Annotated in this window: 30 protein-coding genes and 1 tRNA gene; 8 read left to right on the top strand and 23 right to left on the bottom strand. The window is 66.9% G+C overall.

What is annotated here, in order from left to right:
• Positions 1–117: 117 nt before the first annotated feature.
• From E4P24_RS06825 to E4P24_RS06795, 7 genes are all read right to left on the bottom strand, one after another.
• A complete protein-coding gene (locus tag E4P24_RS06825) occupies positions 118–720 on the bottom strand; it encodes a CDP-alcohol phosphatidyltransferase family protein (RefSeq protein WP_004043642.1) in 603 nt (200 codons plus the stop codon).
• Positions 717–1,226, bottom strand: coding sequence for an adenylate kinase family protein (locus tag E4P24_RS06820; RefSeq protein WP_163489021.1), 510 nt, complete (start codon positions 1,224–1,226; stop codon positions 717–719). Before E4P24_RS06820 ends, E4P24_RS06825 begins: the two co-directional genes overlap by 4 nt.
• Entirely contained in the window at positions 1,223–2,308 is a 1,086-nt protein-coding gene (gene hisC / locus E4P24_RS06815) for a histidinol-phosphate transaminase (RefSeq protein WP_115802501.1), read from the bottom strand. Before hisC ends, E4P24_RS06820 begins: the two co-directional genes overlap by 4 nt.
• A gap of 95 nt (positions 2,309–2,403) precedes the next feature.
• Positions 2,404–3,984, bottom strand: coding sequence for a GMC family oxidoreductase (locus E4P24_RS06810; RefSeq protein ID WP_188148276.1), 1,581 nt, complete (start codon positions 3,982–3,984; stop codon positions 2,404–2,406).
• On the bottom strand, positions 3,977–4,594 hold the full coding sequence (locus tag E4P24_RS06805; protein ID WP_004043646.1) for a gluconate 2-dehydrogenase subunit 3 family protein: 618 nt from the start codon (positions 4,592–4,594) through the stop codon (positions 3,977–3,979). Before E4P24_RS06805 ends, E4P24_RS06810 begins: the two co-directional genes overlap by 8 nt.
• Positions 4,595–4,635: 41 nt before the next feature.
• Positions 4,636–5,028: a DUF1648 domain-containing protein gene (locus E4P24_RS06800; RefSeq protein WP_004043647.1), complete on the bottom strand. Its 393-nt coding sequence runs from the start codon at positions 5,026–5,028 to the stop codon at positions 4,636–4,638.
• A 48-nt stretch (positions 5,029–5,076) separates the two neighbouring features.
• Positions 5,077–5,808 (bottom strand): fumarylacetoacetate hydrolase family protein, encoded by a 732-nt coding sequence (locus tag E4P24_RS06795; RefSeq protein ID WP_115802499.1) that lies wholly within the window; start codon positions 5,806–5,808, stop codon positions 5,077–5,079.
• A 307-nt stretch (positions 5,809–6,115) separates the two neighbouring features.
• Between E4P24_RS06795 and E4P24_RS06790 the strand changes: the two genes are divergently transcribed.
• Both E4P24_RS06790 and E4P24_RS06785 read left to right on the top strand, forming a co-directional pair.
• A complete protein-coding gene (locus E4P24_RS06790; protein ID WP_115802498.1) occupies positions 6,116–6,832 on the top strand; it encodes a metal-dependent hydrolase in 717 nt (238 codons plus the stop codon).
• 100 nt (positions 6,833–6,932) lie between these two features.
• Positions 6,933–7,331, top strand: coding sequence for an OsmC family protein (locus tag E4P24_RS06785; protein WP_004063615.1), 399 nt, complete (start codon positions 6,933–6,935; stop codon positions 7,329–7,331).
• A gap of 111 nt (positions 7,332–7,442) precedes the next feature.
• Here the strand turns inward: E4P24_RS06785 and E4P24_RS19165 are convergent, their stop codons facing one another.
• The 3 genes from E4P24_RS19165 to E4P24_RS06775 all read right to left on the bottom strand — a co-directional run bounded on the left by E4P24_RS19165 (position 7,443) and on the right by E4P24_RS06775 (position 9,143).
• On the bottom strand, positions 7,443–7,577 hold the full coding sequence (locus E4P24_RS19165; RefSeq protein ID WP_004043651.1) for a hypothetical protein: 135 nt from the start codon (positions 7,575–7,577) through the stop codon (positions 7,443–7,445).
• Between the two features lie 78 nt (positions 7,578–7,655).
• A complete protein-coding gene (locus tag E4P24_RS06780) occupies positions 7,656–8,252 on the bottom strand; it encodes a DJ-1/PfpI family protein (RefSeq protein WP_004063616.1) in 597 nt (198 codons plus the stop codon).
• A gap of 108 nt (positions 8,253–8,360) precedes the next feature.
• On the bottom strand, positions 8,361–9,143 hold the full coding sequence (locus E4P24_RS06775) for an HAD-IIA family hydrolase (RefSeq protein WP_115802496.1): 783 nt from the start codon (positions 9,141–9,143) through the stop codon (positions 8,361–8,363).
• A gap of 78 nt (positions 9,144–9,221) precedes the next feature.
• Between E4P24_RS06775 and E4P24_RS06770 the strand changes: the two genes are divergently transcribed.
• From E4P24_RS06770 to E4P24_RS06750, 5 genes are all read left to right on the top strand, one after another.
• The gene (locus E4P24_RS06770) at positions 9,222–9,476 is read left to right on the top strand and encodes a hypothetical protein (protein ID WP_115802495.1); all 255 of its coding nucleotides are present in this window, start codon (positions 9,222–9,224) and stop codon (positions 9,474–9,476) included.
• A gap of 70 nt (positions 9,477–9,546) precedes the next feature.
• Positions 9,547–10,332: a GTP cyclohydrolase III gene (locus tag E4P24_RS06765; protein ID WP_115802494.1), complete on the top strand. Its 786-nt coding sequence runs from the start codon at positions 9,547–9,549 to the stop codon at positions 10,330–10,332.
• 3 nt (positions 10,333–10,335) lie between these two features.
• Positions 10,336–11,334: a zinc-binding alcohol dehydrogenase gene (locus E4P24_RS06760; protein ID WP_004063621.1), complete on the top strand. Its 999-nt coding sequence runs from the start codon at positions 10,336–10,338 to the stop codon at positions 11,332–11,334.
• A gap of 6 nt (positions 11,335–11,340) precedes the next feature.
• Positions 11,341–11,718, top strand: coding sequence for a 6-carboxytetrahydropterin synthase (locus tag E4P24_RS06755; protein ID WP_004063622.1), 378 nt, complete (start codon positions 11,341–11,343; stop codon positions 11,716–11,718).
• Position 11,719: 1 nt separating this feature from the next.
• Positions 11,720–12,793, top strand: a complete 1,074-nt coding sequence (locus tag E4P24_RS06750) for a glycosyltransferase family 4 protein (RefSeq protein WP_004063624.1) — start codon at positions 11,720–11,722, stop codon at positions 12,791–12,793.
• 54 nt (positions 12,794–12,847) lie between these two features.
• On the opposite strand, the gene E4P24_RS06745 is transcribed toward E4P24_RS06750, so the two are convergent.
• The 6 genes from E4P24_RS06745 to E4P24_RS06720 all read right to left on the bottom strand — a co-directional run bounded on the left by E4P24_RS06745 (position 12,848) and on the right by E4P24_RS06720 (position 16,821).
• Positions 12,848–14,152 carry an MFS transporter gene (locus E4P24_RS06745; protein ID WP_188148275.1) on the bottom strand — a complete coding sequence of 435 codons (1,305 nt, stop codon included), beginning with the start codon at positions 14,150–14,152 and terminating at the stop codon, positions 12,848–12,850.
• Between the two features lie 111 nt (positions 14,153–14,263).
• On the bottom strand, positions 14,264–14,752 hold the full coding sequence (gene hdrA, locus E4P24_RS06740) for a dihydrofolate reductase HdrA (protein ID WP_188148274.1): 489 nt from the start codon (positions 14,750–14,752) through the stop codon (positions 14,264–14,266).
• Positions 14,753–14,860: 108 nt separating this feature from the next.
• Complete coding sequence (locus tag E4P24_RS06735; RefSeq protein WP_004063630.1) at positions 14,861–15,241, bottom strand: hypothetical protein; 381 nt, start codon at positions 15,239–15,241, stop codon at positions 14,861–14,863.
• 28 nt (positions 15,242–15,269) lie between these two features.
• Positions 15,270–15,431: a hypothetical protein gene (locus E4P24_RS06730; protein ID WP_158543162.1), complete on the bottom strand. Its 162-nt coding sequence runs from the start codon at positions 15,429–15,431 to the stop codon at positions 15,270–15,272.
• A gap of 161 nt (positions 15,432–15,592) precedes the next feature.
• On the bottom strand, positions 15,593–16,630 hold the full coding sequence (locus E4P24_RS06725) for a site-specific integrase (protein WP_115860016.1): 1,038 nt from the start codon (positions 16,628–16,630) through the stop codon (positions 15,593–15,595).
• The gene (locus tag E4P24_RS06720) at positions 16,630–16,821 is read right to left on the bottom strand and encodes a hypothetical protein (protein ID WP_004968043.1); all 192 of its coding nucleotides are present in this window, start codon (positions 16,819–16,821) and stop codon (positions 16,630–16,632) included. Before E4P24_RS06720 ends, E4P24_RS06725 begins: the two co-directional genes overlap by 1 nt.
• A 590-nt stretch (positions 16,822–17,411) precedes the next feature.
• On the opposite strand from E4P24_RS06720, the gene E4P24_RS06715 reads away from it, so the two are divergent.
• A complete protein-coding gene (locus tag E4P24_RS06715) occupies positions 17,412–17,693 on the top strand; it encodes a winged helix-turn-helix domain-containing protein (RefSeq protein WP_115820371.1) in 282 nt (93 codons plus the stop codon).
• Between the two features lie 113 nt (positions 17,694–17,806).
• Here E4P24_RS06715 and E4P24_RS06710 read toward each other — a convergent pair whose 3' ends face one another.
• The 7 genes from E4P24_RS06710 to E4P24_RS06680 form a co-directional block, all read right to left on the bottom strand.
• Complete coding sequence (locus tag E4P24_RS06710) at positions 17,807–19,453, bottom strand: hypothetical protein (protein ID WP_188148273.1); 1,647 nt, start codon at positions 19,451–19,453, stop codon at positions 17,807–17,809.
• 289 nt (positions 19,454–19,742) lie between these two features.
• Complete coding sequence (locus E4P24_RS06705) at positions 19,743–20,414, bottom strand: hypothetical protein (protein ID WP_223173893.1); 672 nt, start codon at positions 20,412–20,414, stop codon at positions 19,743–19,745.
• Between the two features lie 81 nt (positions 20,415–20,495).
• A tRNA-Trp gene (locus E4P24_RS06700) sits at positions 20,496–20,672 on the bottom strand.
• Between the two features lie 56 nt (positions 20,673–20,728).
• Positions 20,729–20,956, bottom strand: coding sequence for a DUF5795 family protein (locus tag E4P24_RS06695; protein WP_223173892.1), 228 nt, complete (start codon positions 20,954–20,956; stop codon positions 20,729–20,731).
• Positions 20,957–21,051: 95 nt separating this feature from the next.
• On the bottom strand, positions 21,052–21,438 hold the full coding sequence (locus tag E4P24_RS06690) for a secondary thiamine-phosphate synthase enzyme YjbQ (protein WP_115802489.1): 387 nt from the start codon (positions 21,436–21,438) through the stop codon (positions 21,052–21,054).
• A gap of 42 nt (positions 21,439–21,480) precedes the next feature.
• Positions 21,481–22,362 carry a DUF5794 domain-containing protein gene (locus E4P24_RS06685; RefSeq protein WP_188148271.1) on the bottom strand — a complete coding sequence of 294 codons (882 nt, stop codon included), beginning with the start codon at positions 22,360–22,362 and terminating at the stop codon, positions 21,481–21,483.
• 84 nt (positions 22,363–22,446) lie between these two features.
• The gene (locus tag E4P24_RS06680; RefSeq protein WP_013035350.1) at positions 22,447–22,644 is read right to left on the bottom strand and encodes a hypothetical protein; all 198 of its coding nucleotides are present in this window, start codon (positions 22,642–22,644) and stop codon (positions 22,447–22,449) included.
• Between the last annotated feature and the right edge of the window lie 354 nt (positions 22,645–22,998).

The following is a 22,998-nucleotide window of genomic DNA, read 5'->3' as shown; positions in this document are numbered from 1 at the left end:
GCCGCGGCGACCGTGTCGGCTCGGGGTCGCGTCGCCCCGCGCCGAACCGAGTCGATTCGAGCGTGGGGCGTGGTTGGCTGAGTCGAAGTTTGACGGGGTGGGGAAGGTCAGGTCAGGTCAGGTCAGGTCGCCCCACGCGCCCCAGAAGCGCTGGACCGCGGTGAGGTGGCCGACGACGGCGAAGAACACGAGGAGCCAGCCGGCGAGCGTCAGCCCGCCGACGGCGTCGGGGTAGACGGCGGACGCGAGGCCGACGAGGCCCATGAGCGCCAGTCGGTCGGCGCGCCCGACGAGGCCGCCGTAGGCGCGCCCGAGGCCGACCGCCTGAATCTGCGTGCCGAGGTAGGAGGTCATGAGGACGCCCGTGACGGCCGCGAGGCCCAGCGCGAACGAGTCGATGCCGGCGGCGAGGCCGACGAGGACGACGATGTCGGCGTAGCGGTCCAGCACGTGGTCGAGCAGGTCGCCGGCCTTCGAGGAGACGCCCTGCTCGCGGGCGAGCGCGCCGTCCACGAGGTCGAGCCAGCCGTTACAGAAGACGAACACCGCGCCGAGGCCGTACCAAAGCGGGTCGGCGAGGCCGAAGGCGACGCCGGCGGCGACGGCGAACCCGAAGGCGACGACGCTCACGCCGTTCGGTGAGAGACCGACCGCGTCGGCGACGGAGACGAACGGGGCGAGCAGCTTGTCGGCGGTGTCGCGGTACTGGTCGAGCGTCATAGGTAGTCGATGAAGTCGACGGTTCCCGCCGAGGGTTCGCGCTCGCCCGAGACGACCGCCGCGATGTCGTCGGCGACGGCGTCGGGGTCGCGCTCGGTCGTGTCGATTTCGTACACCGACTCCTCGCCGTGGAACTCGACGGCCTCGCCGAGAATCACGTCCAGCGCCTCGGACTCGCGGTTCTCGCGCGCCTTCGCCTCGGCCTCGCCGCGGTCGAGGAGACGCTGTTCGAGTACGTCGGGCCGACAGCGAAGCACGACCACGCGGTCGGCCTCGAAGTGGTGTGCGAGGTGGCTCTCGACGATGCCGTCCCAGTCGCCGAGCTCGTCGCGGGCGGCGTCGAGGTCCACGACGAGCGTGTCGCGCTCGTCGTCGCGCTCGGTCCAGAGACCCTCGTCTTTCACGAGTCGGTTGAGGTGGACCACGTCGAGGTCGAGGTCGGCGGCGACGCGCTCGGTCGCCGTGGTCTTTCCGGTGCCGGGCGTGCCGGTGACGACGACTCTCACGCCGTCGGCACCTCCGAGACGATGCGGTTGAGCACGTCCACGGCGCGCTTGGTCTGGGTTTCCGTGCCGCAGGAGACGCGGATGCACTCCGGCAGGCCGAAGCTCCCGCAGTCGCGGACGATGACGCCCTCGCGCTGGGCGGCCTCGGTGACGGCCGTGGCGTCGCCGACCTCGACGAGGACGAAGTTGCCCTCGCTTTCCCACGTCGGCGCGTCGAGGTGTTCGCGGAGATAGTCGCGGGACCACCGGGCCGACTCGACGGATTTCTCGACGTGTTCCTCGTCGTCGAGCGCGGCGAGCGCGGCGCGGCAGGCGACCTCGCTGGCGGCGAACGGCGTGTTCACGCGGGCGTAGGCGTCGGCCCACGCCTCGGGCACGCAGGCGTAGCCGATGCGGAGACCGGCCAGCCCGTACGCCTTCGAGAACGTCCGCAGGACCGCGACGTTGTCGTACTCCGACAAGAGGTCGATGGCCGACGGCTCCTCGGCGAACTCGCCGTAGGCCTCGTCGACGACGAGGAGCGTGTGCTCTTCGACCGACTCGGCCAGTTCGACGAGTTCCTCCCGCGGGAGCACGGAACCGGTGGGGTTGTGCGGCGTCGTGAGGTAGACCATGCGCTCGCCGTCGTAGGCGTCGAGGACGAGGTCGGCGGTCTGTTCGAAGTCGTCGTCCTTCGACACCTCGTACTGGACGGCGTCGCCGTGGTGGTAGCGGGCGCTCATCGAGTAGTACGAAAAGCCGGGCGCGGGTTCGAGAATCCGGTCGTCCGGTTCGAGCACCGCGCGGGTCAGGTAGTCGATAGAGCCGTCCGCGCCGGGAGACACCCACACCTGTTCGGGTGCGAGGCCCCACTTGTCGGCGAGGCGTTCGGTCAGGTCCGTGTGGGCGGTCTTCGGGTAGACGCTCACGGTCGGCGCGGCGTCTTCGATGGCGGCGACCGCCTTCGGACTCGGGCCGTGGGGGTTCTCGTTCGAGGAGAGTTTCGTCAGGTCCTCGGGGTCCATTCCGAGTTCGCGGGCGACCTCCTCTGTCCCGCGGCCGGGTACGTAGGGAGCGTGCGCGGAGAGGTCCCGTGGTTGCATGGTCGGAAAATGCGGGTCGCGGTTCTTAAGCGTGCGTACTCCGGGTCGGACGTGGCGGTAGGGGAGTCGGGTTGGGGACGCGACACCGACGGCCGTCAGCCGAGCGCCGCCCGAAGCGACTCGGCGAGTCGCACGGAGAGCGCCGCGATGGTGAGCGTCGGGTTCATCGCGCCGCCGGTCGGGAAGACGCTCGACCCCGAAATCCAGAGGTTGTCGAGGTCGTGCGCGCGGCACTCGGCGTCGACGACGCTCTCGTCGGGGTCGTCGCCCATCCGCGTCGTCCCCATGTGGTGGTACGCGGGGCCGGTCTCGTCGGGGCCGACGGTCCAGCGGTCCTCGACGCCGAGTTCGTCCAGCACCCGCGTCTGAATCTCGTTGGCCCGCGAGAGCGCGGCCTCCGTCTGCTCGTCGACCGACCAGTGTATCTCGGGGACGGGGTCGCCGAGGTCGTCGGACGTCTCGCGGTCGAGGCCGACGTAGTTGTCCTCGCGGGGGAGCTGTTCGACCAGCGCGCCCATCGAGATGTGCGTGCCGTAGCTCTCGTCCAACTGGTCGCGCAGGTCGTCGCCCCACGTGTCGGCGTGGAGGGCCTCGATGACCGGCGACGGGCCGGCGTAGTTGAGAAACTCCAGTTTGAGGCCGTTGACCGGCTCGGCGTCGTCGTAGAACTGGTGGCACTCGCTGGTGTTGAAGCCGACGTGATTCTGTCGCGTGGGGCGGTCGAGGCGGCCGCCCGCCCCGGCGAACAGGTGGTCCATGAAGTACCGACCGACCGCCCCCGAGGAGTTGGCGAGGCCGTCGGGGTAGCGGTCGGAGTCGGAGAGCAGGAGCAGTCGGACGTTCTCGACGCCGCCGCAGGCGAGGACGAACTGGGTCGCTTCCTGTCTGTGGGTCTCGCCGTCGGGCGTCGTGTAGGCGGCGGCGACGACGCGCTCGCCCGTCTCGTCGTGGTCGAGTCGCCGGACTCGCGCCCGGTCGATGACCCGCGCGCCCGCGGCTTCGGCCTTCTCGACGTGTGACTCGGCGGTGTACTTCGCGCCGGAGGGACAGACCGGCTTGCACGTCCCGTAGCCGACGCAGGACGACCGGCCGTCGTAGGGTTCGGAGTTGCGGGCGTTGCCCACCGAGTGCATGTCGATGCCGAGGCGCTCGCAGGCCGCAGCGAAGATAGAGTCGGAGTGCGACGGGCGGAAGGCGGGAAGGGGGTGGGGCTCCTCCCGCGGCGGCGCGTAGGGGTTGTCGGCCGCGCCGGCGACGCCCAACTCGCGCTCCGCGGCGGCGTAGTACGGCCGGAGGTCGTCGTAGCCGATGGGCCAGTCGGCCCCGACGCCGTGTCTGGAGTCGAGTTCGAAATCGCGCTCGTGGAGGCGCATCACCATCCCCTGCCAGTGGAGCGTCGACCCGCCGACGCCCTTCACGCGGGCGGTGTTCAGCGGGTAAAACGAGTCGCCGGAGGAGGAAAACGCGTCCCGCGGGCCGCCCATCTCCCACGGGCCGCCGAGGCCGGGGCGGATGTGCTGTTCCAGCTGTTCCCGCCTGTCGCCGTCGAACCGCGGCCCGGCTTCGAGGACGACGACCGACGCCCCCGACTCGGCGAGTCGGTGAGCCACGATACCGCCGGCGGGCCCGGCACCGACGACGCACACGTCGGCGTCTGAGACGGGCGACCTATCCATCGTGCTCACCGCCCGAGTCGGGCAGTTCGCCGGGGGCGTCCATCGTCGCCCGCCGGTAGCTTTCGGTCCCGCCGGGGTGGCCGATGGGGTTTTCGATGCCGACGAGACGGCCGCCGGTCGGTGAGGCGTAGAAGGCGTACAACAGTTCGTTCACGACGTGAAACCGGAGGCGCTCGGAGAGCGTCCCATCCTGAACCGGGTCGGCGGTGTCGACGCCGAGTTCGCGCAGGAGGCGGTCGCGGTCGCCCGCCGGGAGGTCGGCGAAGGCCGCGCCCTCCCAGTCGCGGGCCACGTCGTCTAACTCGGTCGCGGCGTCGACCATCGCATCCCGGCGCGCGTCGTCTCTCGCGCGGCCGACGACGTAGGTCTCGACGAACTCCGAGACGCCCTCGGCCGCGCTCGGAAAGACCACCTCGCCCGCGGCGACCATCGTCTCGCGCACCGCGGTCGGCGGGGCGTCGTCGCCGTCCGCGCCGTCCTCTCCGGACGAATCGCCCCTCTCATCGGTCGACTCGGCGGTCGGCGGGTCGAACCGGGTCAGCGACACGGCCCCGCCGGTGACGCCGAGACCGGCGAGCACGGCCAGCGCGTCCCGTCGCGTCAGTCGCATTCGGCGGGAATTAGGCCAGCCTAATCTTAGGGCTTGCCTTCTCAGCCCGCGCGGTCGAGGACGACGGCGACGACGCCGAACGTGACGACGGCGGGAACGACCGCGACGACCATGTTGAACCGCGCGCCGAGGTTGTACGCGAGGACGAGCGCCTGCACGTACGCGAGAAACGTCGCCAGTATCGCGTCGAAGACGGGCGGCGCGCCGGTTCCGATGCCCGAGGCGTCCGCGAGACGGGTGATGAGAAGCGCGCCGACGCCGATTGCCGGAACGAGAAGCACGCCCAGCGGGGCGGCGACGAAGGAGTCGGGGTCGCCGCCGACGCCGAAGTGAATCGCGACCGAGGATGGGAGCGCGGGAAGGAGGGCGACGCCGGCGACGGCGCTCAGTGCGAGAATCGCAATGCCGACGAGTGTCAACCGAGGGACTCGCATACGGTCGGATTGCGACTCGGTGACGAAAAAACGGGGTGTCGGTCGCGCTCAGGCCTGTCGGACTCGGTGTTCGAGGACGCCGACGCCCTCGACTTCGACTTCGACGGTGTCGCCGTCTGCCAGCGGGCCGACGCCCTCGGGCGTTCCGGTCGAGATGACGTCGCCGGCTTCGAGCGTCATGTAGGTCGTGATTTCGGCGACGAGGTCGGGAATCGAGAAGATGAGGTGTTCGATGCTTGAGTCCTGTCGCGTCTCGCCGTTCACGCGAAGCGAGATGCTCGCGTCGTCGGGGAGGTGGTCGGGGTCAGCGAGAACCGGCCCGAGCGGGGCCGAGCCGTCGAACGCCTTCCCGCGGACCCAGTTCGTCTCGATGTCTTGGTCGTCGCGGTTGGACACGTCGTTCATGACGGTGTAGCCCGCGATGACCTCCGCGGCGTCCTCGGGCGCGACGTTCCGGCACTGCTCCCCGATGACCACCGCGAGCTCGGCCTCGTGTTCGACGTCTTCCTTGCCCGCGGGGAGCGTCACGGTGTCGCCGTGGCCGGCGACCGCGTTCGGCGGCTTGAGGAACAGAAGCGGACGGTCGGGGACCTCCTCGTCGCGCTCCTCGGCGTGCTTGGCGTAGTTGCGGCCGATGCAGACGATTTTTGACGGCTCGCACGGGGGGAGCACGTCGACCTCGTCGAGGTCGTAGCGCTCGCCGCCGAAGGAGACCGAATCGCCGTGCCACTCGCCGGTTCGAACCGCGCCCGCGGGGTCGCGGAATCGGACGTGATGCATGCCCCACGCGTCGGCGGGTGGCGTGATAGGCTTTTACATCGCGCGAGTCGCCCGGTGACGCGGGACAGTGTTGCACGATTCTCATCGCTTTTGTGGCCGTGGGATGACGGACGCGTATCGGCCGTCCCGGACAGTTCGTTCGAGTGGACTCGGGCGGCCGATTCTGCTGTCGAACTCGACGCGAGAGCGCCGGGGCTGTGCCGTCGAACGACGCCGAGAGAGCCCGACGAGCGGCACCGCCGAAAAGCGGTCACACCACCCCCTGCGAATAGCTTTTTGTGTATTTCGCCTGTAACAACCGAGTGCTATGGAACTCACCTGGCACGGTCACTCGACGTGGTACGTCACGGTCGGAGACACCTCGCTTCTCATCGACCCGTTTTTCGACAACCCCGCCACGTCTCTCGACCCGAGCGACGTGGAGACGCCGGACTACGTGCTTCTCACTCACGGGCACGCGGACCACATCGCCCACGCAGGCGAGTTCGACGGCGCGACGGTCGTCGGCACGCCCGAACTCACCGGCTACGTCGAAGCCGAGATGGGCGTCGACGACACCATCGGGATGAACATCGGCGGGACGGTCGAACTCGGCGACGCGTTCGTCACGATGGTCCGCGCCGACCACACGAACGGCATCAACACCGGCTACGAGCACGAGGCCGGGATGCCGGGCGGCTACATGATTAGCGACGCGGTGCCGACACAGGAGTCCGACGCCGACTCCACGACGTTCTACCACGCCGGCGACACGGGGCTCATGACCGACATGCGCGAGATTTTCGGCGCGTACTTCGAGCCCGACGCGGCGGCGCTCCCGGTGGGTGACCACTTCACGATGGGGCCGTGGCAGGGCGCTGTCGCCGCCGATTGGCTCGGCGTCGACCACGCCTTCCCGATGCACTACAACACGTTCCCGGCCATCGAAATCGACGTGCGCGACTTCGAGCGCGAGGTCAAGGCCGCCGGCAGTCACGCCGAGGTCCACGCGCTCGACGGCGACGAGTCATTCACGCTCGAATAACCCCGCTCGGTCGGCGGCGACCCGTTTGGGGTGGGCGCTTGTGCACACCGTTGTCCTATTGAGGAACTTTTAGGGTCGGTCGCTTCTTTCTTCGGAGTGAATGTCCGACATCCAGACCTCTACTGTCAGCGAGGACGGTTTCGCATGCACGAGCCAGGTCGGCGACTTCGACCTCCAAATCGACGCCACCGACGAGACGGGTCCGAACCCGAACGCCGCGCTCGTCGCGACGTACGCCTCCTGTTTCCTCCCCGCCTTCCGCGTCGGCGGGCAGAAGACGGGCTTCGACGACCTCGGTAAGGTCCAGATCGACGCCGACGCCGACCTCGACGACGGCGACGACCTCGAACGCATCAGCTTCGACGTCTACGTGGAGTCCGACCTCTCGGACGACGAGTTCGCTGAAATCACGGAACTCGCCGAGGACATCTGCCACGTCCACGACGCGCTCCGCGACGAGTTGCAGGCCGACGTGACCGTCGTCGGCGACGCGTTCTAAGCGTCGCTCGCGGCTGCGCCGACACGTACTCATTCTTTTCGCAGAAACCGACGCCGCCAGCGACGAGTGTCGCCGCAGGCTCGGATTCGGGTTCCGAGACGCCCCGCCGGGTCAGTCGCGGCGTTTCTTATAGCTTCGAAGACTCATCGCCTCGCCTTCCACGATGATAACCTCGCGGTCTTGGGGGTCCGATTCGACGACGTCGTCGACCTGTTCGCGGAAGTACGGGCTGTTCGGCTCTTCCATACCTCTCCCTTCGTCGCCCCTAATAAAAATCTTTGTCAGACATTCTCACACGCGATATCGTGTGAGCGGCTCGACGAATCAGTCGTCCGCGGCCGCTGCGGCCGGTTCGTGGCTGATTTCGGTGCCGAGCACGTCGAGGAACGCCGCCAGCCACTCGGGGTGGTCCGGCCACGCTTGGCCGGTAACGAGGTTGCCGTCGACGGTCACTTCGTCGACCCACGAGCAGCCCGCGCGCTCGACTTCCGCGCGGACGGCGGGGTAGGCGGTCATCTCGTAGCCGTCGAGGACGCCCGCGGCGGCGAGAATCTGCGGGCCGTGGCAGATTGCGGCGACCGGCTTGCCCTCGTCGAAGAAGTGCCGGACGGCGTCGAGCACCTCGTCGTAGCCGCGGAGATACTCCGGCGCGCGGCCGCCGGGGACGACGAGCGCGTCGTAGTCCGCGGGGTCGATGTCCGCGAACGTCGCGTTCAGCGCGAAGTCGTGGCCGCGGGTCTCCAGATACGTCTGGTCGCCGCGGAAGTCGTGGACGGCGGTCTTACACCGGTCGCCGTCCTCCTTTTCGGGACACACCGCGTGGACCTCGTGCCCCACCATCTGGAGCGCCTGGAACGGTACCATAATCTCGTAGTCCTCGACGAAGTCGCCGGCGAGGAGCAGAATCTTCTTTCCGGACATGGGCATCACCCAGTCAGTAGTTGTCGCGTCAGAACGATAATGATTGTGTAGGCAGGACCGGCGACGACGCGGAACTCGATGCTCGACTGCTCTCGTGGGCGAACCGTGCTACTCCGAGACGAGACGCCCGACCTCGCCGAGGCCGTCGAGGACGTGGTCGGGTTCGTACTCGCTGGCCGCGAGAGCCGCGTCGTCGGTCACGCCGGTTCGGACGAGCGCGGTGCCCATGCCCGCGTCGAGGCCGAACGCGATGTCGGTATCGAGGCGGTCACCGACGATGAGGACTTCTTCGGGAGGCAGGCCGAGTCTGTCGAGGACATCCTCCTGGGCGACCTTCGAGGGCTTGCCGAGAATCGCGTCGGGGTCGCGCTCGGCGACGCCCGCGACGGCGTTGATAATCGCGCCCGACCCGGGGATGTCGCCGTCGGCGGTCGGGATGATGACGTCCGGGTCGGTACCGTAGAAGGCGGCCCCGGCCCGGAGCGCGCGGTTGGCGTCGCGGAGGTCGTCGTAGTGGAACTCGCGGTCGATGGCGACGACGACGACCTCGGGGTCGTCCTCGGGACCGACGAGTTCGAGGCCTGCGTCGCGGAGTTGATCGCGGAAGCCCGACTCTCCGATGGCGAACGTCCGCGCGCCGGGATGCCGGTCTGCGAGGTACGCCGTCGTCGTCGTGCCGGAGGTGACGACCTCGTCGGCGGTCGCCTCGATGCCGGCTCGGCGGAGCCGCGCCTCGTAGGCGACGGGCGCTTTCGTCGGGTTGTTCGAGACGAACAGTCGGTCGAGTCCGGCGGCGTCGACGGCGGCGAGCCCGTCGAGCGCGCCCGGAATCGCTTCGTCACCGCGGACGACGGTCCCGTCGACGTCGAACACGACACCTCGGTAGTCCATCGTCCTCGGTAGGGAGCCGGGGCTGTTGAACGTTCGCCCGAGAGAACCATTATGTTCGTTGGTGACATATGTCGTCGCATGGATGTCTCTTCGAAGCGATTGACCGGGTGGCTTCGCGGCCCGGCGACCGGCAACAGCCCCATCGGTGTCTACGGGCTGGTGACCGCGATGGTCGCGGTGTTTCTGACGTACTCCATCGTGGCCACGGTCTCCGTCGTCGGCCCGCTTCTGTCGACGACGGCTATCGCCCTCCTGTCGGTCGGCGTGTGGCTGGCGACGTGGGCGGTCCTCGACGTGGTCGCCAGCCGGACGATCCGGGAGTCGGGCGGCTGAGCGACTCGGGGTTGCGGCGGGACCGTCACAGAACCAAAGACCAATATGCGCGACGCCCTACTCGTCTACCGTGACGAATACGCAGCTGACACTCGTCCAAATCGACAACTACGGGCCGTGGACGGTCACTCCGGACCCGCGGCGGGAGATGGACCTCCAGACGCTCCAGTCGCGGCTCTTCGCCGACTTGGCCCAGTTCGTCGGCTCTCGCGACGGGTACGCGTTTTTCACCCGATTCGACAACATGGTCGCGGTCACGAACGGTCTCGACCGCGACGACCACGAACTGCTGCAGGAGTCTATCGCGAACCGCTATCCCGTGACGCTCAGTCTCGGCATCGGCGTCGACCGGTCGCCCGCAGTCGCGCTCGAACGCGCCACCGACCGCATCCAGCGCGTCGGGAGCGCACAGGACGGCGACCGCCGCGAAGTGCTCTCCGGGGAGACCCTCGCGGACGCCGACCGCACGGGAACCGACCTCCAAATCGCGCACTTCGACGTGAACGACGCGACGGGCAAGTACACCGACCGCCTCAACGAGTTCGACACGTTCATCCACATCGAACAGGGCTACGCGTCGCTCATGCGCCACCTGCGCGAGGAACACGGCGCGCTGTCGTTCTTCGTCGGCGGCGACAACATCATCTCGGTCACGCCCGACCTCACAGAAGACCAGTACCGCGACGCCATCGACCACGTCGAGGCCGAGGCGGACGTGGAACTCAAAGTCGGCGTCGGCGCGGCGTCGAACGCTCACGAGGCCGGCTTCGCGGCCAAACACGCGCTCGAAGACTGTCGCCACCGCGGCACGACCGTCGAGTACGCCGACGCCGCCGTCGAGACCGCAGACGACTGAGCGATGGAGGGTCGCGCGGTCTACTTCGTGGCCCCCGAACGCGTCGAGGTCCGCGACCGCGACGTGCCAGCGCCCGGTCCCGAGGAGGTCCGCGTCCGCACCCTGACCTCCGCGGTGAGCTCCGGGACCGAGCGACTCGTCTACCGCGGCGAGGCCCCGACCGACCTCGCCGCCGACGAGTCAATCGCGGCGCTGGAGGGCGACCTCTCGTTTCCGCTCCGCTACGGCTACGCCGCCGTCGGAGAAATCGAGGCCGTCGGTGACGGCGTGCCCGACTCGCGGCTCGGCAGTCGCGTCTTCGCGTTCAACCCCCACGAGAGCCGCTTTCTCGCGTCCCCCTCGGAACTCATCGCCGTCCCCGACGACGTGACCGACGAGCGCGCCGCGCTCCTGCCGACGATGGAGACCGCGCTCAACTTCGTGATGGACGGTCGGCCGCTCATCGGTGAGCACGCCGTCGTCTTCGGACAGGGCGTCGTCGGGCTCGTGACGACCGCGCTCCTCGCGCAGTTCCCGCTCGGGAGTCTGACCGCGGTCGACTGCGTGGCCGAGCGCCGGGCCATCGCCGAGGCCCTCGGCGCCGACGAGGCCGTCCATCCCGAGTCGCTTGACGCCCCCGCCGACGGGGCCGACCTGACGCTCGAACTCTCGGGCGACCCCGACGCGCTCGACGACGCGCTGTCGGTGACGCGGTACGACGGCCGGGTCGTCGTCGGGTCGTGGTACGGCACCAAGCCAGCCACCCTCGACCTCGGCGGGCGGTTCCACCGCTCGCGCATCAGCGTCGAGAGCAGTCAGGTCAGCACCATCGACCCCGACCTTCGCGGCCGCTGGGACGCCGACCGCCGCTTTTCGCTGGCGTGGGACCACCTCGAAGACCTCCCGCTGGACCCGCTCGTGACCCACCGAATCGGCGTCGAGTCCGCCGCTCGCGCCTACCGACTCCTCGAAGACGCGCCCGACGAGGCCGTCCAAATCCTCTTTACGTACCGGAACTGTTGACAGTTCATGTACCGCGTCTCGGTTCGCAGGGACCTCATCGCCCAGCACTACCTGACGGTTCCGAACCCCGGCCCGGAGGGTGAGTTACACTCTCACGCGTTCACCGTCGAGGTCGAACTGTCGGGACCGGAGCTCGACGAGCACGGCTACCTCGTCGACATCGACGACGTGAAGGCCGCGCTGGACGCGACGCTGTCTCGCTATCGCGACGAGACGATGAACGAACTCGTGGAGTTCTCGGGGCAGAACCCGAGCGTCGAGCGGTTCGCCCGCGAGGTGTGCGAGCGGTTCGTCGAGGCGGCCTCGCTCGACGCGCCCCAGCACGTCTCCGTCCGCGTTTGGGAGGACGACGTGGCGAGCGCGACCTACGAGACTCCGCTCTGACGTGCGTGTCGGCCTCGTCGTCTACGGCCCGCTCGACGACCGCTCCGGCGGCTATCGCTACGACTCCGAACTCGTCGGCGGACTCCGCGCCGCCGGCGACGACGTGACCGTCGTCTCGCTCCCCGAACGGCCGTACCGGAAGCGACTCCGGGACAACGTCACCGCCGTCCGCCGCCTCCGCGCCCTCGACGTGGACGTGCTCTTGCAGGACGAACTGTGTCACCCCTCGCTCGTCGGCGCGAACGCCCTGCTCGACGACGAGACCCCGGTCGTCTCCGTCGTCCACCACCTCAACTCGCTGGAGCGGTTCCGGGCGTGGCGACGACACGCCAGACGCGCCGTCGAGACCCGGTATCTCCGTTCTGCGGACGCGTTCGTCTTCAACAGCGAGACGACGAAACGGACGGTCGCGGCCGTCACCGACCCCGACCCGAGCGTCGTGGCGCACCCCGCCGGCGACCGCTTTGCGTCGTTCGGCGCGCCCCTCGACGACGACGAGATACGGGCGCGCGCCGCCGATGGGCCGCTCCGCGTCGTCACCGTCTGCAACCTCGAACCGCGGAAGAACGTCGACGGCCTGCTCCGCGGTCTCGCTCGCGTCCGCGACGACTGGAAGCTAACCGTCGTCGGCGCGGCGGTCGACGCCGACTACGCCGACTCGCTTTCGGCCCTCGCGGTCGCCCGCGGCATCGACGACCGCGTGACGTTCGCGGGCCGGCTCTCGGACGCCGACCTCGCCGCGACGCTCCGGGAGTCACACCTGTTCGCGCTCCCCTCCCACTACGAGGGGTTCGGCATCGCCGCGGTCGAGGCGATGGGGTTCGGCCTCCCGGCGCTCGTCTCGTCGGCCGGCGGCGCGAGCGAACTCGTCACGCACCGCGAAGACGGCTTCCTCGTCGACCCGACCGACCCGGCCGAACTCACCGACGCCGTGGCCCCGTTGTGTCGGAATCGCCGGCGGTTGCAGTCGCTCGCTATCTCGGCCCGCGACCGCTTTCTCGCGCACCCGACGTGGGACGAGACGGCGGCGACGGTTCGCTCGTTTTTGCTCGATATCGTCGGTGGCGCCGACTGACGCCGACGCCGACGCGGACCGGGCGTCGACGTCGACCGCGGCGTCGACGCGGCGCTAATCGCCGCGGGCGGGCGAGGGACTGCCGCCGCCACCGCCGCCGACCTCGACGGTTTCTCCGACCTGCGTGTAGACGAGGAGCAGGCCGACCGCGCCCAGCGCGGTCGCGGCCACGAAGGGGACGGCGAAGCCGAAGCCGACGAGGACGCCCGAGAACAGCGCGCCGATGGCGACGCCGAGGCCGAACCCCATCGTGAGAAGCGAGAGCGTCGACCCCGACTGCCCCGCCTTGGCGATGTCGCCGGCGAGGGCGAGCGAGGGAGCGAAGACGGCCGCGACCGCGACGCCTTGCAGGAACCGCGCGAGAATCATCAGCGCCGGCGTCTGGACGAACCCCTGTGCGAGCGTCGTCGGGAGCAGGAGGACGAAGCCGCCGACGAGGAACGGCCGCCGCCCGTAGCGGTCGCTCAGCCGGCCGATGGGGTACTGGAAGACGACGTTGGCGAGGACGGTCGCGCCGAACTGCACCGAAAACAGGAACGTCCCCTGGTCGAGGCGCTCGTTGATGACGTTTGCGAGCGGGGCGTACATGGCGATGCTCAGCGCCATCACGACGGTCGCGACGCCGAGGGCGAACACGGGGTCGAGGCCGGGGCCGTCGGGGTTCCGAACCGAAATCGAGATGTCGTCGGCCGCCTCGCTGTCGGTCCGTTCTGGGTCCTCGATGAGCAGCGCGATGAGGACGAAACTGACCGCCGCGCCGACGACCGCGACGAGGAACGCGGCGTCGAAGCCGGAGAGCGCGACGCCGGCGAGCGAGTAGGGGCCGGCGGTGACGACGCCGCCGGCGACGAGCGGGCCGGTCCCGAAGCCGAGCAGTCGGAAGGTGTTGAACAGGCCGAAGTTGCCGCCGCGTTCGTCCTCGTCGGAGAGTTCGTTCACGAGCGCCACCGTGACCGGGATGGTGAACGCCGCGCCGAGACCCTGGAGCGCACGCATGACGAGTATCGAGCCGTAGTCCGTGAACACGAGGTAGCCGGCGCTCCCGACGGCGACGAGCGCGAGGCCGGTCAAAAGAAAGACTCGGCGGCGGCCCGTGCGGTCCGACAGCGACCCCGTAAACGGCTGGCTGAAGCTGTTGAGAAACCCGAACAGCGAGAGCACGACGCCGATGAGGAGTTCGGTCGAGAGGGGTACCTCGACGACCCCGAGAGAAAGCGTCGTCCCGACGAACGACGGCATCGACACCAGTTGGCTCCCGATGTACAGCGGGAGGACGACGACCAGAAACGAGTTGGCGAGGGCGTCGACCATCCGAGCCAGCGCGAGCGCGAGAATCCGCGTGTCGACGTTCGGGCGCATCGTCGCCCGCTACGGCCCTCCGGCGTATCAAGCTACGCGCCCCAGCGGGCCTCGCCGGAGTCGCCGGGGTCGCCGGAGCCGCCGGAGCCGAGCGAGTCTGGGGACCGCCGACTATCTGGACGACGCCGACCGGACCCACTCTTGGAGCGTAAAGCCCTCGTAGTCGGTCTCGGCGTCGAGTTCCCACTCGGCGGCGTCCCACTCGGGGTAGTACGTGTCGCCTTCGTACTCGCCGGGGACGCGGCTCAGCACCATCCGGTTGAGGTGGGGTTGGAACAGCGCGTAGATGGCGGCACCACCGATGACGTAGGCCGTCTCCGCGTCCAGCGACGCCGCGATGTCGACCGCCTCTTCGACGCTCGCCGCGCGGTGGGCGGTGTCGACCGAAAACGACCGTTCGCTTCGGCTCATGACGATTTGGGCGCTCCCCGGCAGGTCGTCGCGCATCGACTCGAACGTCGTCCGGCCGAGGACGACCGGGTCGTCGGCGATGCGGTTTCGGTACTGCTTTTTGTCGGCGGGGATGCTCGGCCACGGGAGTTCGCCCTCGCGGCCGATGACGCGGTTCTCGGCGAGCGCGGCGACAGAGACGAGTTCCATCACTCCCACGTCGGGCGCACGAGAGAAAATCGTTGTGCAGCGGCGGCGTCGCCTCCCGTCGTCAGCGCCCGGCATCGACCCCACCCCCGCCCGCGACCGCCCCGGCGCTCAGTTCTCCCGGTCGACGATGCGCCGGCAGTCCTCGATGAACCGCAGGAGGTCAGTCCCGACGCCGGTTCCGATGCTGATGATGATTTGCTCCGCCTCGGAGAAGGGAAACTGCAGGACGAACGCGTTCTCGTAGTAGTAGACGACCGCGCGGCGTTCGCCGGCAGGAGACGAGTCGCTACTGGGAGACGAAAACGACGTTTCGACCTGGAGGTCGGTGACGGCCGCCGTCAGCGTCCGTTCGGTGTACCGCTCCGAGAGGTCGTCGCGGATGTATTCCAGTTCGTAGCCGCCGTCGGCGGCGATGACGACCGTCCGAAGCCCGTCGCCGATGCGCCTGCTCAGATACTCGGCGAGTCGGTGCGCTGTGTCCCGTACCATACCGCCCCGTCACCCCCGGCGACTATAATCAGTTGGTATTTTTGTGGTAATTTCTTCCGACCGAACACCACTCCTTTTCAAACGAGTGATAGAGGCTCGGCGCATAGAGAAACAGCCGCGGGACCGCCGCCGCGACGGCGCGTTGGTTCTCGCCGTCGCTGTCGCTCTTCTCTGGTGGAGAATTGCTCACGAAGAACGCACCTCCTGAGTGGGTGAGAACCCACGCGAGAGCGTCGCTACTCCGTGATAAAACCCTGCGAAAGGATTAAGGTTAGAGTGGGGCCGGAGGGTTGAGTAAAATCGGCAGACAGCGGCACGGTGCCCCGTGAAACTGCCGAACTCTCGCATCCCTCAGTCATGGTTCTGGATGTCGAGAGATGCGCTCAGTTCACGACGCCGCTCACGGAACCGCTCGTGCACGTCCGCCTTATCGTAGTACCGCCGAATCGTCGAAGGCGTCGCGTTCACACGCTCGGCCACGAGTTCAATCGGAACCCCGCGGTCGAGTTGCCACGTAATCGACCCCGTCCGAATCGCGTGCGGCGACCGAGAAGACGGGCACTTGCTTCCAGCGCCGCGAGTCGTGTACGAACACGCGTGACGCTCCCGACCGTGCGGGCAATCTCTGTACAAGCACGGTTGCGTCCCGAGGTACGACCACGACCGAATCGTCGTCCGCGACGGTCGCCCCTGCCGGCAGGAGAACAGCGGTTGACGCCCGTACTCGTCGCGCTTGTCCGACCGCTCACGAGCGACGTACTCGTCGAGAGCATCGACCACCGGCTCAGGGAGGCCGACGACACGCTCGCCGTCCTCCTTGTTCTTCAGCGGCGTCTCAGTCTCCGGCTGGTGACGGAACTCCAGCGAGCGTTCTTCCCTATCGAAATCACCGAGGTCGAGCGCGCGGATGCCACCCATCCGAGCGCCCGTGTGCCACGTCACCTCCAGAAACGCGTGCCACGCCGTTCCGTAGAGCCGACGAGACTCACGGTACATCGACAGCAGGTTCAGCGCGTCCTCAGCGGCCAGCGTCTCGTCGCTGGTCTGCTGAGCCTTCGACAGCTTCGGCACCTTGATTTTGTCCAGCAGGTCCGGGTCCACGGCCTCGATGCGGTGGCAGTACTTCACCAGTTGCCGCAGTGCGACAACCGCACCCTTCACCGTCGACGGCGACATTCCCTGTCTCTCACGGTACGCCTGATACTCGTCGACGAGCCAGCCGTTCAGGTCCGCCATCGACTCCACGTTCTCCGACTCGCACCAGTGAACGAACGCGTTCAGCCGATTCCGGTACGACCGAATCGTCGCTTTCGCCTGTGTCTGCGCCCGTCGAGCAAGGAACCGCTCACGCGCTTCACGCGGTGAGAGGTCCCGCAGTTCGTCGCTCATCACAGCACCTCCCGCGTCACCCGCCGGGTGTTCACCTCGGCGTCGAGGAAGTCGGCCAGTCTCTCCGCGTCGATCTCCTCCGGCGTCACGAAGATGATCGACTCGTCGAAACCGAAGGTCGCGCTTCGACCATCGGCGAGGGCTTCCCGCTGTTCCTCGGACAGCTGAAGCACGGTGAGTTCCTTACTCATCGTGCCGAGCCTCCGGTTCGGCTACACTCCAGTCGCTACGCTTACGGTGTGGGCTTTCGTAGGGTGTCATGGGTTCCTGGTCTTGGTTCCGAGGCTCCGAACTCCCGGATTCCTGATTTCTGGGTTCTATGGCTTCGGTATCGGGACCGATACGCGCGGGGAGAGTCCTGTCAGACTCGTTCTCCCCGTGCCGGACCTTCAACCGAGAGAGACGTTGGTGGGTAGACGTATAAACCCCGAATCCACTCCCCGGAGTGAAAGTGAAGGTTTTAGCGAAAGTGAAACTCGGACGTGCCGTCGAGGTCGATTCTGCCGGGATTCGTAGGGGTTCAAGGCCCCTCGGATTGTTGTTGAACATGCTGCCGTAGCCTGTTTACGGGAGCCACCGCGGGCCAGTGTTGGTGCACTGGGTCCGCTTTGATTCTGAATGGACCCGACCACGGTCAGGTCCGCGTGTAGCTTCCGTTAGGGTACAGTACGACAGATATCACTTATATCTTGGCAAGAAATCTACTCACAGACGATAGATTTCTTTTCATACCATCGCCTACCAGTTGCAATTATACCCTCTTGTTACAACGTGTGCTACCATGCGGCCACGCGTCTCTTGGATGACGGGAAACGACGACACGATTCTCGAATACTTCCAAGAGCACGACGTTGCACTTCCACCCAAGGGTCTGGAAATCAATCTCGAACGAGAGGGATTTTCAGTTTCGTACTCGACCATCCACAGACGGCTAAAGAAGCTCGAACAGACGGGCTTAGTCGACCGTGTCCGGCAACGAGAGGCGTACTACGCAATTACAGATAAGGGTCGAGCGTACCTCTCTGGTGACCTTGACGCTAGCGAACTCACTTTAGACGAGTGAGCACCCACCACCCTGACCCGTAAAGGGGGCGGGTGGATGGGTGGCGAAACCGGTGGTTTCGCTGGTGATGCGTCTCGTTCTGCTTGTGCATTCACGTCTCCTGATAAGTGACCTTATCCTGAGTCGTGCCGCTCTGCTGGGTGGCGCATACACTCCCTGTCTTCGTCGTAGTAGTCATCTACCACCAGTACATGGTCCGCACTCTCCGGGTCCGTGATACCGTGCTCCCCGACGAAGTGACGTGCGTGCATCGTCCCGTCGTCGTGGTACGCGAAGTTACACTTCGAGCACCGCCACATCTCACCACGTCCGAGACTGTGCCGTAGTCTCGTCTCGTCGAGGATGCGCTGTACCGGGAGCTTCAGCGGGGCCATATCGACACCGCCGCCGTTCGGCGCGTGCTCCTCGCCGTCGCGGTCGACGATGGCCTCTAGGTGCCACTCGGAATCGAGCGACGCCCGGCGGAACGATTCCGGTTCGGAGTCGTCCTCGCCGTTCATCACCGATTCGACGAACTCGGCGTACTTCAGCGGAATCTCGTGGATATTCCGCCCAATCATTGCGTGTACCGACGGTACATCGTCACAGTACTTCAACTCCGTTTCGACGCGCTTCCGTATTCGAGTCTTCGTGGTCGACTCTCCGACGCTCGCCGCCGCGGTCGCGGTCGGCCAGCGTTCGGCCAGCGTCAGCTCGCGCCCAGTCTCGTCCGACTCTCCTTCGGCGCCGAGGGCGTCGCTCAGGTCGTCGTCGGAGACTGGTGCGTCGAGCCGTGACTGGTCTATCGCCCATCCAGAACCACAGCACTCGCAGACGACATCAGGGCCACGGCCGTCGTCCCACACGACCGCGTCGCCGTGCGCGTCGGTCTGGTTCGACTCGTCGGACTCAGCCCGCTGTTCGCAGGCGTCCGCGGCAATCGCTTCGGTGAGCACCTTCGAGCGTGAGGTACGACGGCGCGCCGCCGACCAGTAAATCGAGCCCCACGCGAGGTACTCGATTGGCTTCTCTAGGAGTTCTTCGGTGTATCCGCCCATGTACGCCGCGAGGTACGAACCCATGTTCTCCACGCTTGCGTTCAGGGAGATACAGCCGTTCGACTCCTCTACGTAGTCGGTTATCGTATCGTAGTCGTGTGCCGACCGACCGGCGTACTCGCACACTTCGACGTGTTTGTCGATGACCCGCTCGAACTCGGTGCCGACGCTGTGCAGGTCGTCGTCGAGTCCCAGCGGTTCCGTATCGAAGTACACGCCGACGTGGAGGTGCGTGTAGCACGCGTTCATCCCGCTCCCGTCGCCGTCCATTCCGTGCGGCTCTGCCTGTAACCAGTAGCCCCACTGGTCGGCGTCGAGCCCGAGATGATACTCCATCGTGTTGCGGAGTGTGTCGCGTACGCCGTCGTACGAGAACGAGTCGTGTACGGCGTCAGCATGTTCTACCGGCGGTACCCGAGTCCCGTCAGGAACCGACGACGCGGTGAGGGTGAGCATCGCGGTCGCGGGCGAGTCCCACGCCGCGATTGATTCACCGCCACTCGGTCGGTCGCCGCCGGCCATCTGCCGCTGGAGCGCCATCGCCCGGGCGTACTGTTTCTTCGAGTACTCTTCTCCCCACGCATCTACCAGCGGTATCTCGAACTCGTCGCCCTGCTCGTTGGCGAACCGGGCGCGGAGTCCGTCGTACCGTGCGTGCGCGGTGAGGAAGGCACTCAGAGCGTCCGCCCACGTCGAGGCTTCCCGTTTCGCTAACTCCGTCACTTGGAACGCGTTTTCGGTGGGCTGTTCTGGTTCGACCCACTGGTCTCGCCAGTCCGCTTCCGTGACGATGCGTCTCAGCTTGCGCCCGTGTGTTTCGCACAGGGGCGTCTCGGCCAGTTCCGGGTACTTCTGCGCGAACTCTAGAACTCGTTCGTGTACGAGTTCGTCGGGTTCGCTAGAGTCCCGTGAACGCTCGCGTTGAGCCTTTACAGAGTTAGTCTCCTTGGAGGGCCAAGGCTCAGCCCCCGGTTGAGTCCCTTCGACTCCTCCGGTGGGCTGGTCGCCATCGCTACTCACGCTCCCCGCCGTCCGCGACTACGTAATCGCTCAGACGCCGCTGGGGCTTTTCACGTTCCTCGGGGTCGGGGACCCCTCGGTGCGGCCCGGCTTCCGGGTCGAGGGGCAAGCCCTCGCTTCCGGCGGGCTCCTCCCTCCCGCGCCTCGGGGCGCTCGGCGCGGGCAGGACGGTCGTCGCCTCACCGGACCTTGCGGTGGAATCTCGGGCGGCCATGTGCGCCCACAACAGACTGGTGAGACGGTGGTCTCTCACCTTGTCGTCGAGCGCGGGAACCCGCGCGCAGTCCCTACACTGCCGGAGCTTCACGGCGCGCTCGGCGTGGTCGACGAGGCACCGCTTCTTACAGCTTCCACAGTTGTAGCGGATGAGCCGCCAGCTGTCCTCCTTCGCGGGTGGTTCCCGGTAGGAGCCGTCGATGACGTGATTCTTTGGCTCGTACGGTGGGTCTGGGTCCGTCCAGTAGTTATCGTAGCGTCCCGACCCGCGCGACGCCTCTAGGGGTAGTGCGTTGAACGCGACTTTCCTCCCGTGCTCTGTCGGCACGGGTGAGAGTCCATCGAGTCGTTTCTTCCCCAGCTCCGACTCGTCGACTTCGGCGTCGTACCAGAGGTCGCCGTCCCCGTCGTCGAGGTCGTCACTCTCCTGTTTTGGAGAGTCAGACACGGAGAAACACCCCCGTGTCACAGGGTCGATTACAGCGCTTCTGCTCCTTGTTAAAACCCTGCGAAAGGATTAAGGTTAGAGTGGGGCCGGAGGGATTTGAACCCCCGATCGACTGATATCTCCGGTGGGCACCTCGGAACTCCAGAGGGTCGTCAACACGACCGATGATCAGTCGGTCGCTCAGTATATCAGCTGGAGTGTCGTCCCGGGCGCCAAGCCTCTGGAGTCAGTCGCCATGCCGGGCTTGGCCACAGCCCCGATTCGTTCTGTCTGCACTCTCTCGTATGGCGATTTTTCTTAAAGGGGTTTCGATTCTACTCGTCGCGGTCGTCGTCGTCCCAGTCGCACTCCTGACATTTGTAGGCCGTCACGAACTCCGTCACGCTCGGCATGTAGCCCACCTGGATGACGTTCTCGCCGCACTCCGGGCAGTCGAAGTCGGCGTCCTGAATCGGCTCGGCGTCCATCGGGCGCTCGCCCTCAACGAGTTCGGCGAGCGTCTCGGGCGTGACCATCCGTCCTTGTACGACGCGATTGCTCATACCCGTGCAACCGTCCCGAAGTAAGTAAGCCCTCCGCCAGCGGTCGGGGAGGTGCCGGGGACCTGGCTGTCAGCGAGGCCGCGCCCCGAGTCGATTCAGGGCGTCGCAACCGTCACGGTCCGCGTGCGCGGGCCGTCGCACTCCACGAGGAGGACGGACTGCCACCGACCGAAGTCGAGAGAACCGTCCGCGACCGGTATCGAGACGCCGTTGCCGACGAGGAGCGCGCGGAGGTGCGAGTCGGCGTTGCCGTCGAGTTCGTCGTGGTCCCAGCCGTCGTCGGGGACCGCCTCGGCGAGCATCGATTCGATGTCGCCGAGCAGCCGCGATTCGGACTCGTTGACGCAGACGCCGGTCGTGGTGTGTTTCGAGAAAACGGTACAGACGCCGTCGTATCCCCGTGGAAGCGCCGCCTCGACTTCGTCGGTCACGTCGACGACCTGAAGCCGGCACTCGGTTCGGATATCGAAAGTCCGTCGCACGCGACGTGGTTCGTCGGCCGGGAGAAAAAGTCGCCCGGCGGGTTACAGCCAGGGGGCGCGCGACTCTTCTTCGCCGGGATAGCCGTACCCCGGTTCGGAGTCGTCGTCGGTCTCGTTCGCGTCGTCGACCAGCGCGTCGTAGTCGGCCGGGTCGGCGTCGTCGCCGCCGTCTGCGACCGCCCCGTTGGCGTTCGCGTTAGGCGTGGCCGACTCGGCGGAGGCGTCGTCGACGAACTCGTCGAGGTCCGCGTCGTCGGAGCCGGGGTCGAACGCGAACAGCGCGGTGACGGCGAGGACGCCGAGGGCGACGGGGGCCTGCGTCGGCATCAGGCCGAGCACTTCGAGCGCCAGCATGCCGAGGGCGACCGAGCTCCCGAAGCGGAAGAGGTCGATGTCGACGTTGCCGCGGAGTTGCGGGGCGAACAGCGCGACCGCCCCGGCGAAGCCGACGCCCGTGCCGGCCGCCGCGCCGGCGCTGAGCAGGCGCATCGGGTCGGGGGTGACGATGAGTTCGAACCCGGCGGGCTCGAAACTCGCGACGAGGCCGAGACCGATGATGATGCTCGGCGAGGGGAGGTACTCACCGACCTTCGAGGAGGCCGTCTTCGCCGCCACGGCCAGAATGACGAGGCCGGCGAAGCGGTGGAACACCTCGAAGTTCAGGAGCGTCTCGATGGTCTCTGCGACGGCGGCCTCGGCGACCGCGACCGGGATGAGCAGCACGCCGAGCAGGAGGATGGACGTGATCTGCTCGCGGCGCGTACCGTCCATCTCGGCGAGGATGACCGCGACCGTCGCGGAGCCGCCGAAGATGAGCAGGCCGGTCTGGAGGATGCCCGCAATCGAGGGGTCGCCCGCGGCGGTCGTCATCGCCCCCGCGATGATGAGCGCGGGGAAGATGCCGTCGATGAGGGGCAACCCCATGACGGTTGCGAGCAGTCGGGTGGCACCCCCTACCTGTTGCTCGAGGCGAAGGGCGACTGGGTGGCGTGAGACACTCATTCGATGTTACTGGCCGTCACCATGGCCCAAGCGGCGATACGAACGCAATTCGGACAGGGGCGTGCTGGCGCTCTGCACGCGAAGCCCATTTCGTCCGAAATTGAACTCCCGTTTAAATGTCTGCCACATCGCTGTAAAGAGAATGCCGGAGTCGGAGGTCGTTTGACCGGCAATGCGCGATGCGGCGGGACACGTGGAGTCCATACGAGATTACAATAGGACAGGAGTATTAAACGTTGTGTGGGATACGCCCGCACGGGACACGAGTATTTCTGCCTTTATTATAAAAAGCACTGACGATTCGTCGGCTATAATTTGAAATATCGAAAATCTCGCGGTACACGTTCGTGAATATGGTGATTATTCACGATGGTCTTGCGATTCGGTACACCGTGACGAGGGGACGAACACCCCGGCGTATCGGGGGGTCGGCGGCGTCCGTCGTTCACGGGCGTCGTCACGTGCTTCGGTGGTCGTCTCGGTCGACCGGCGATGCAGAGAATGCTCACGTATGTGGGTATATCGACGGTCGGGTTTGCGATACATCGACACGCCCGT

The organism is Haloferax sp. AS1 (genome assembly GCF_014530665.1).
In the GTDB taxonomy this organism is placed as follows: Archaea; Halobacteriota; Halobacteria; order Halobacteriales; family Haloferacaceae; genus Haloferax; species Haloferax volcanii.
Note: the sequence above shows the minus strand (reverse complement) of the source record. Positions and strands in the feature narration are given on the sequence as shown.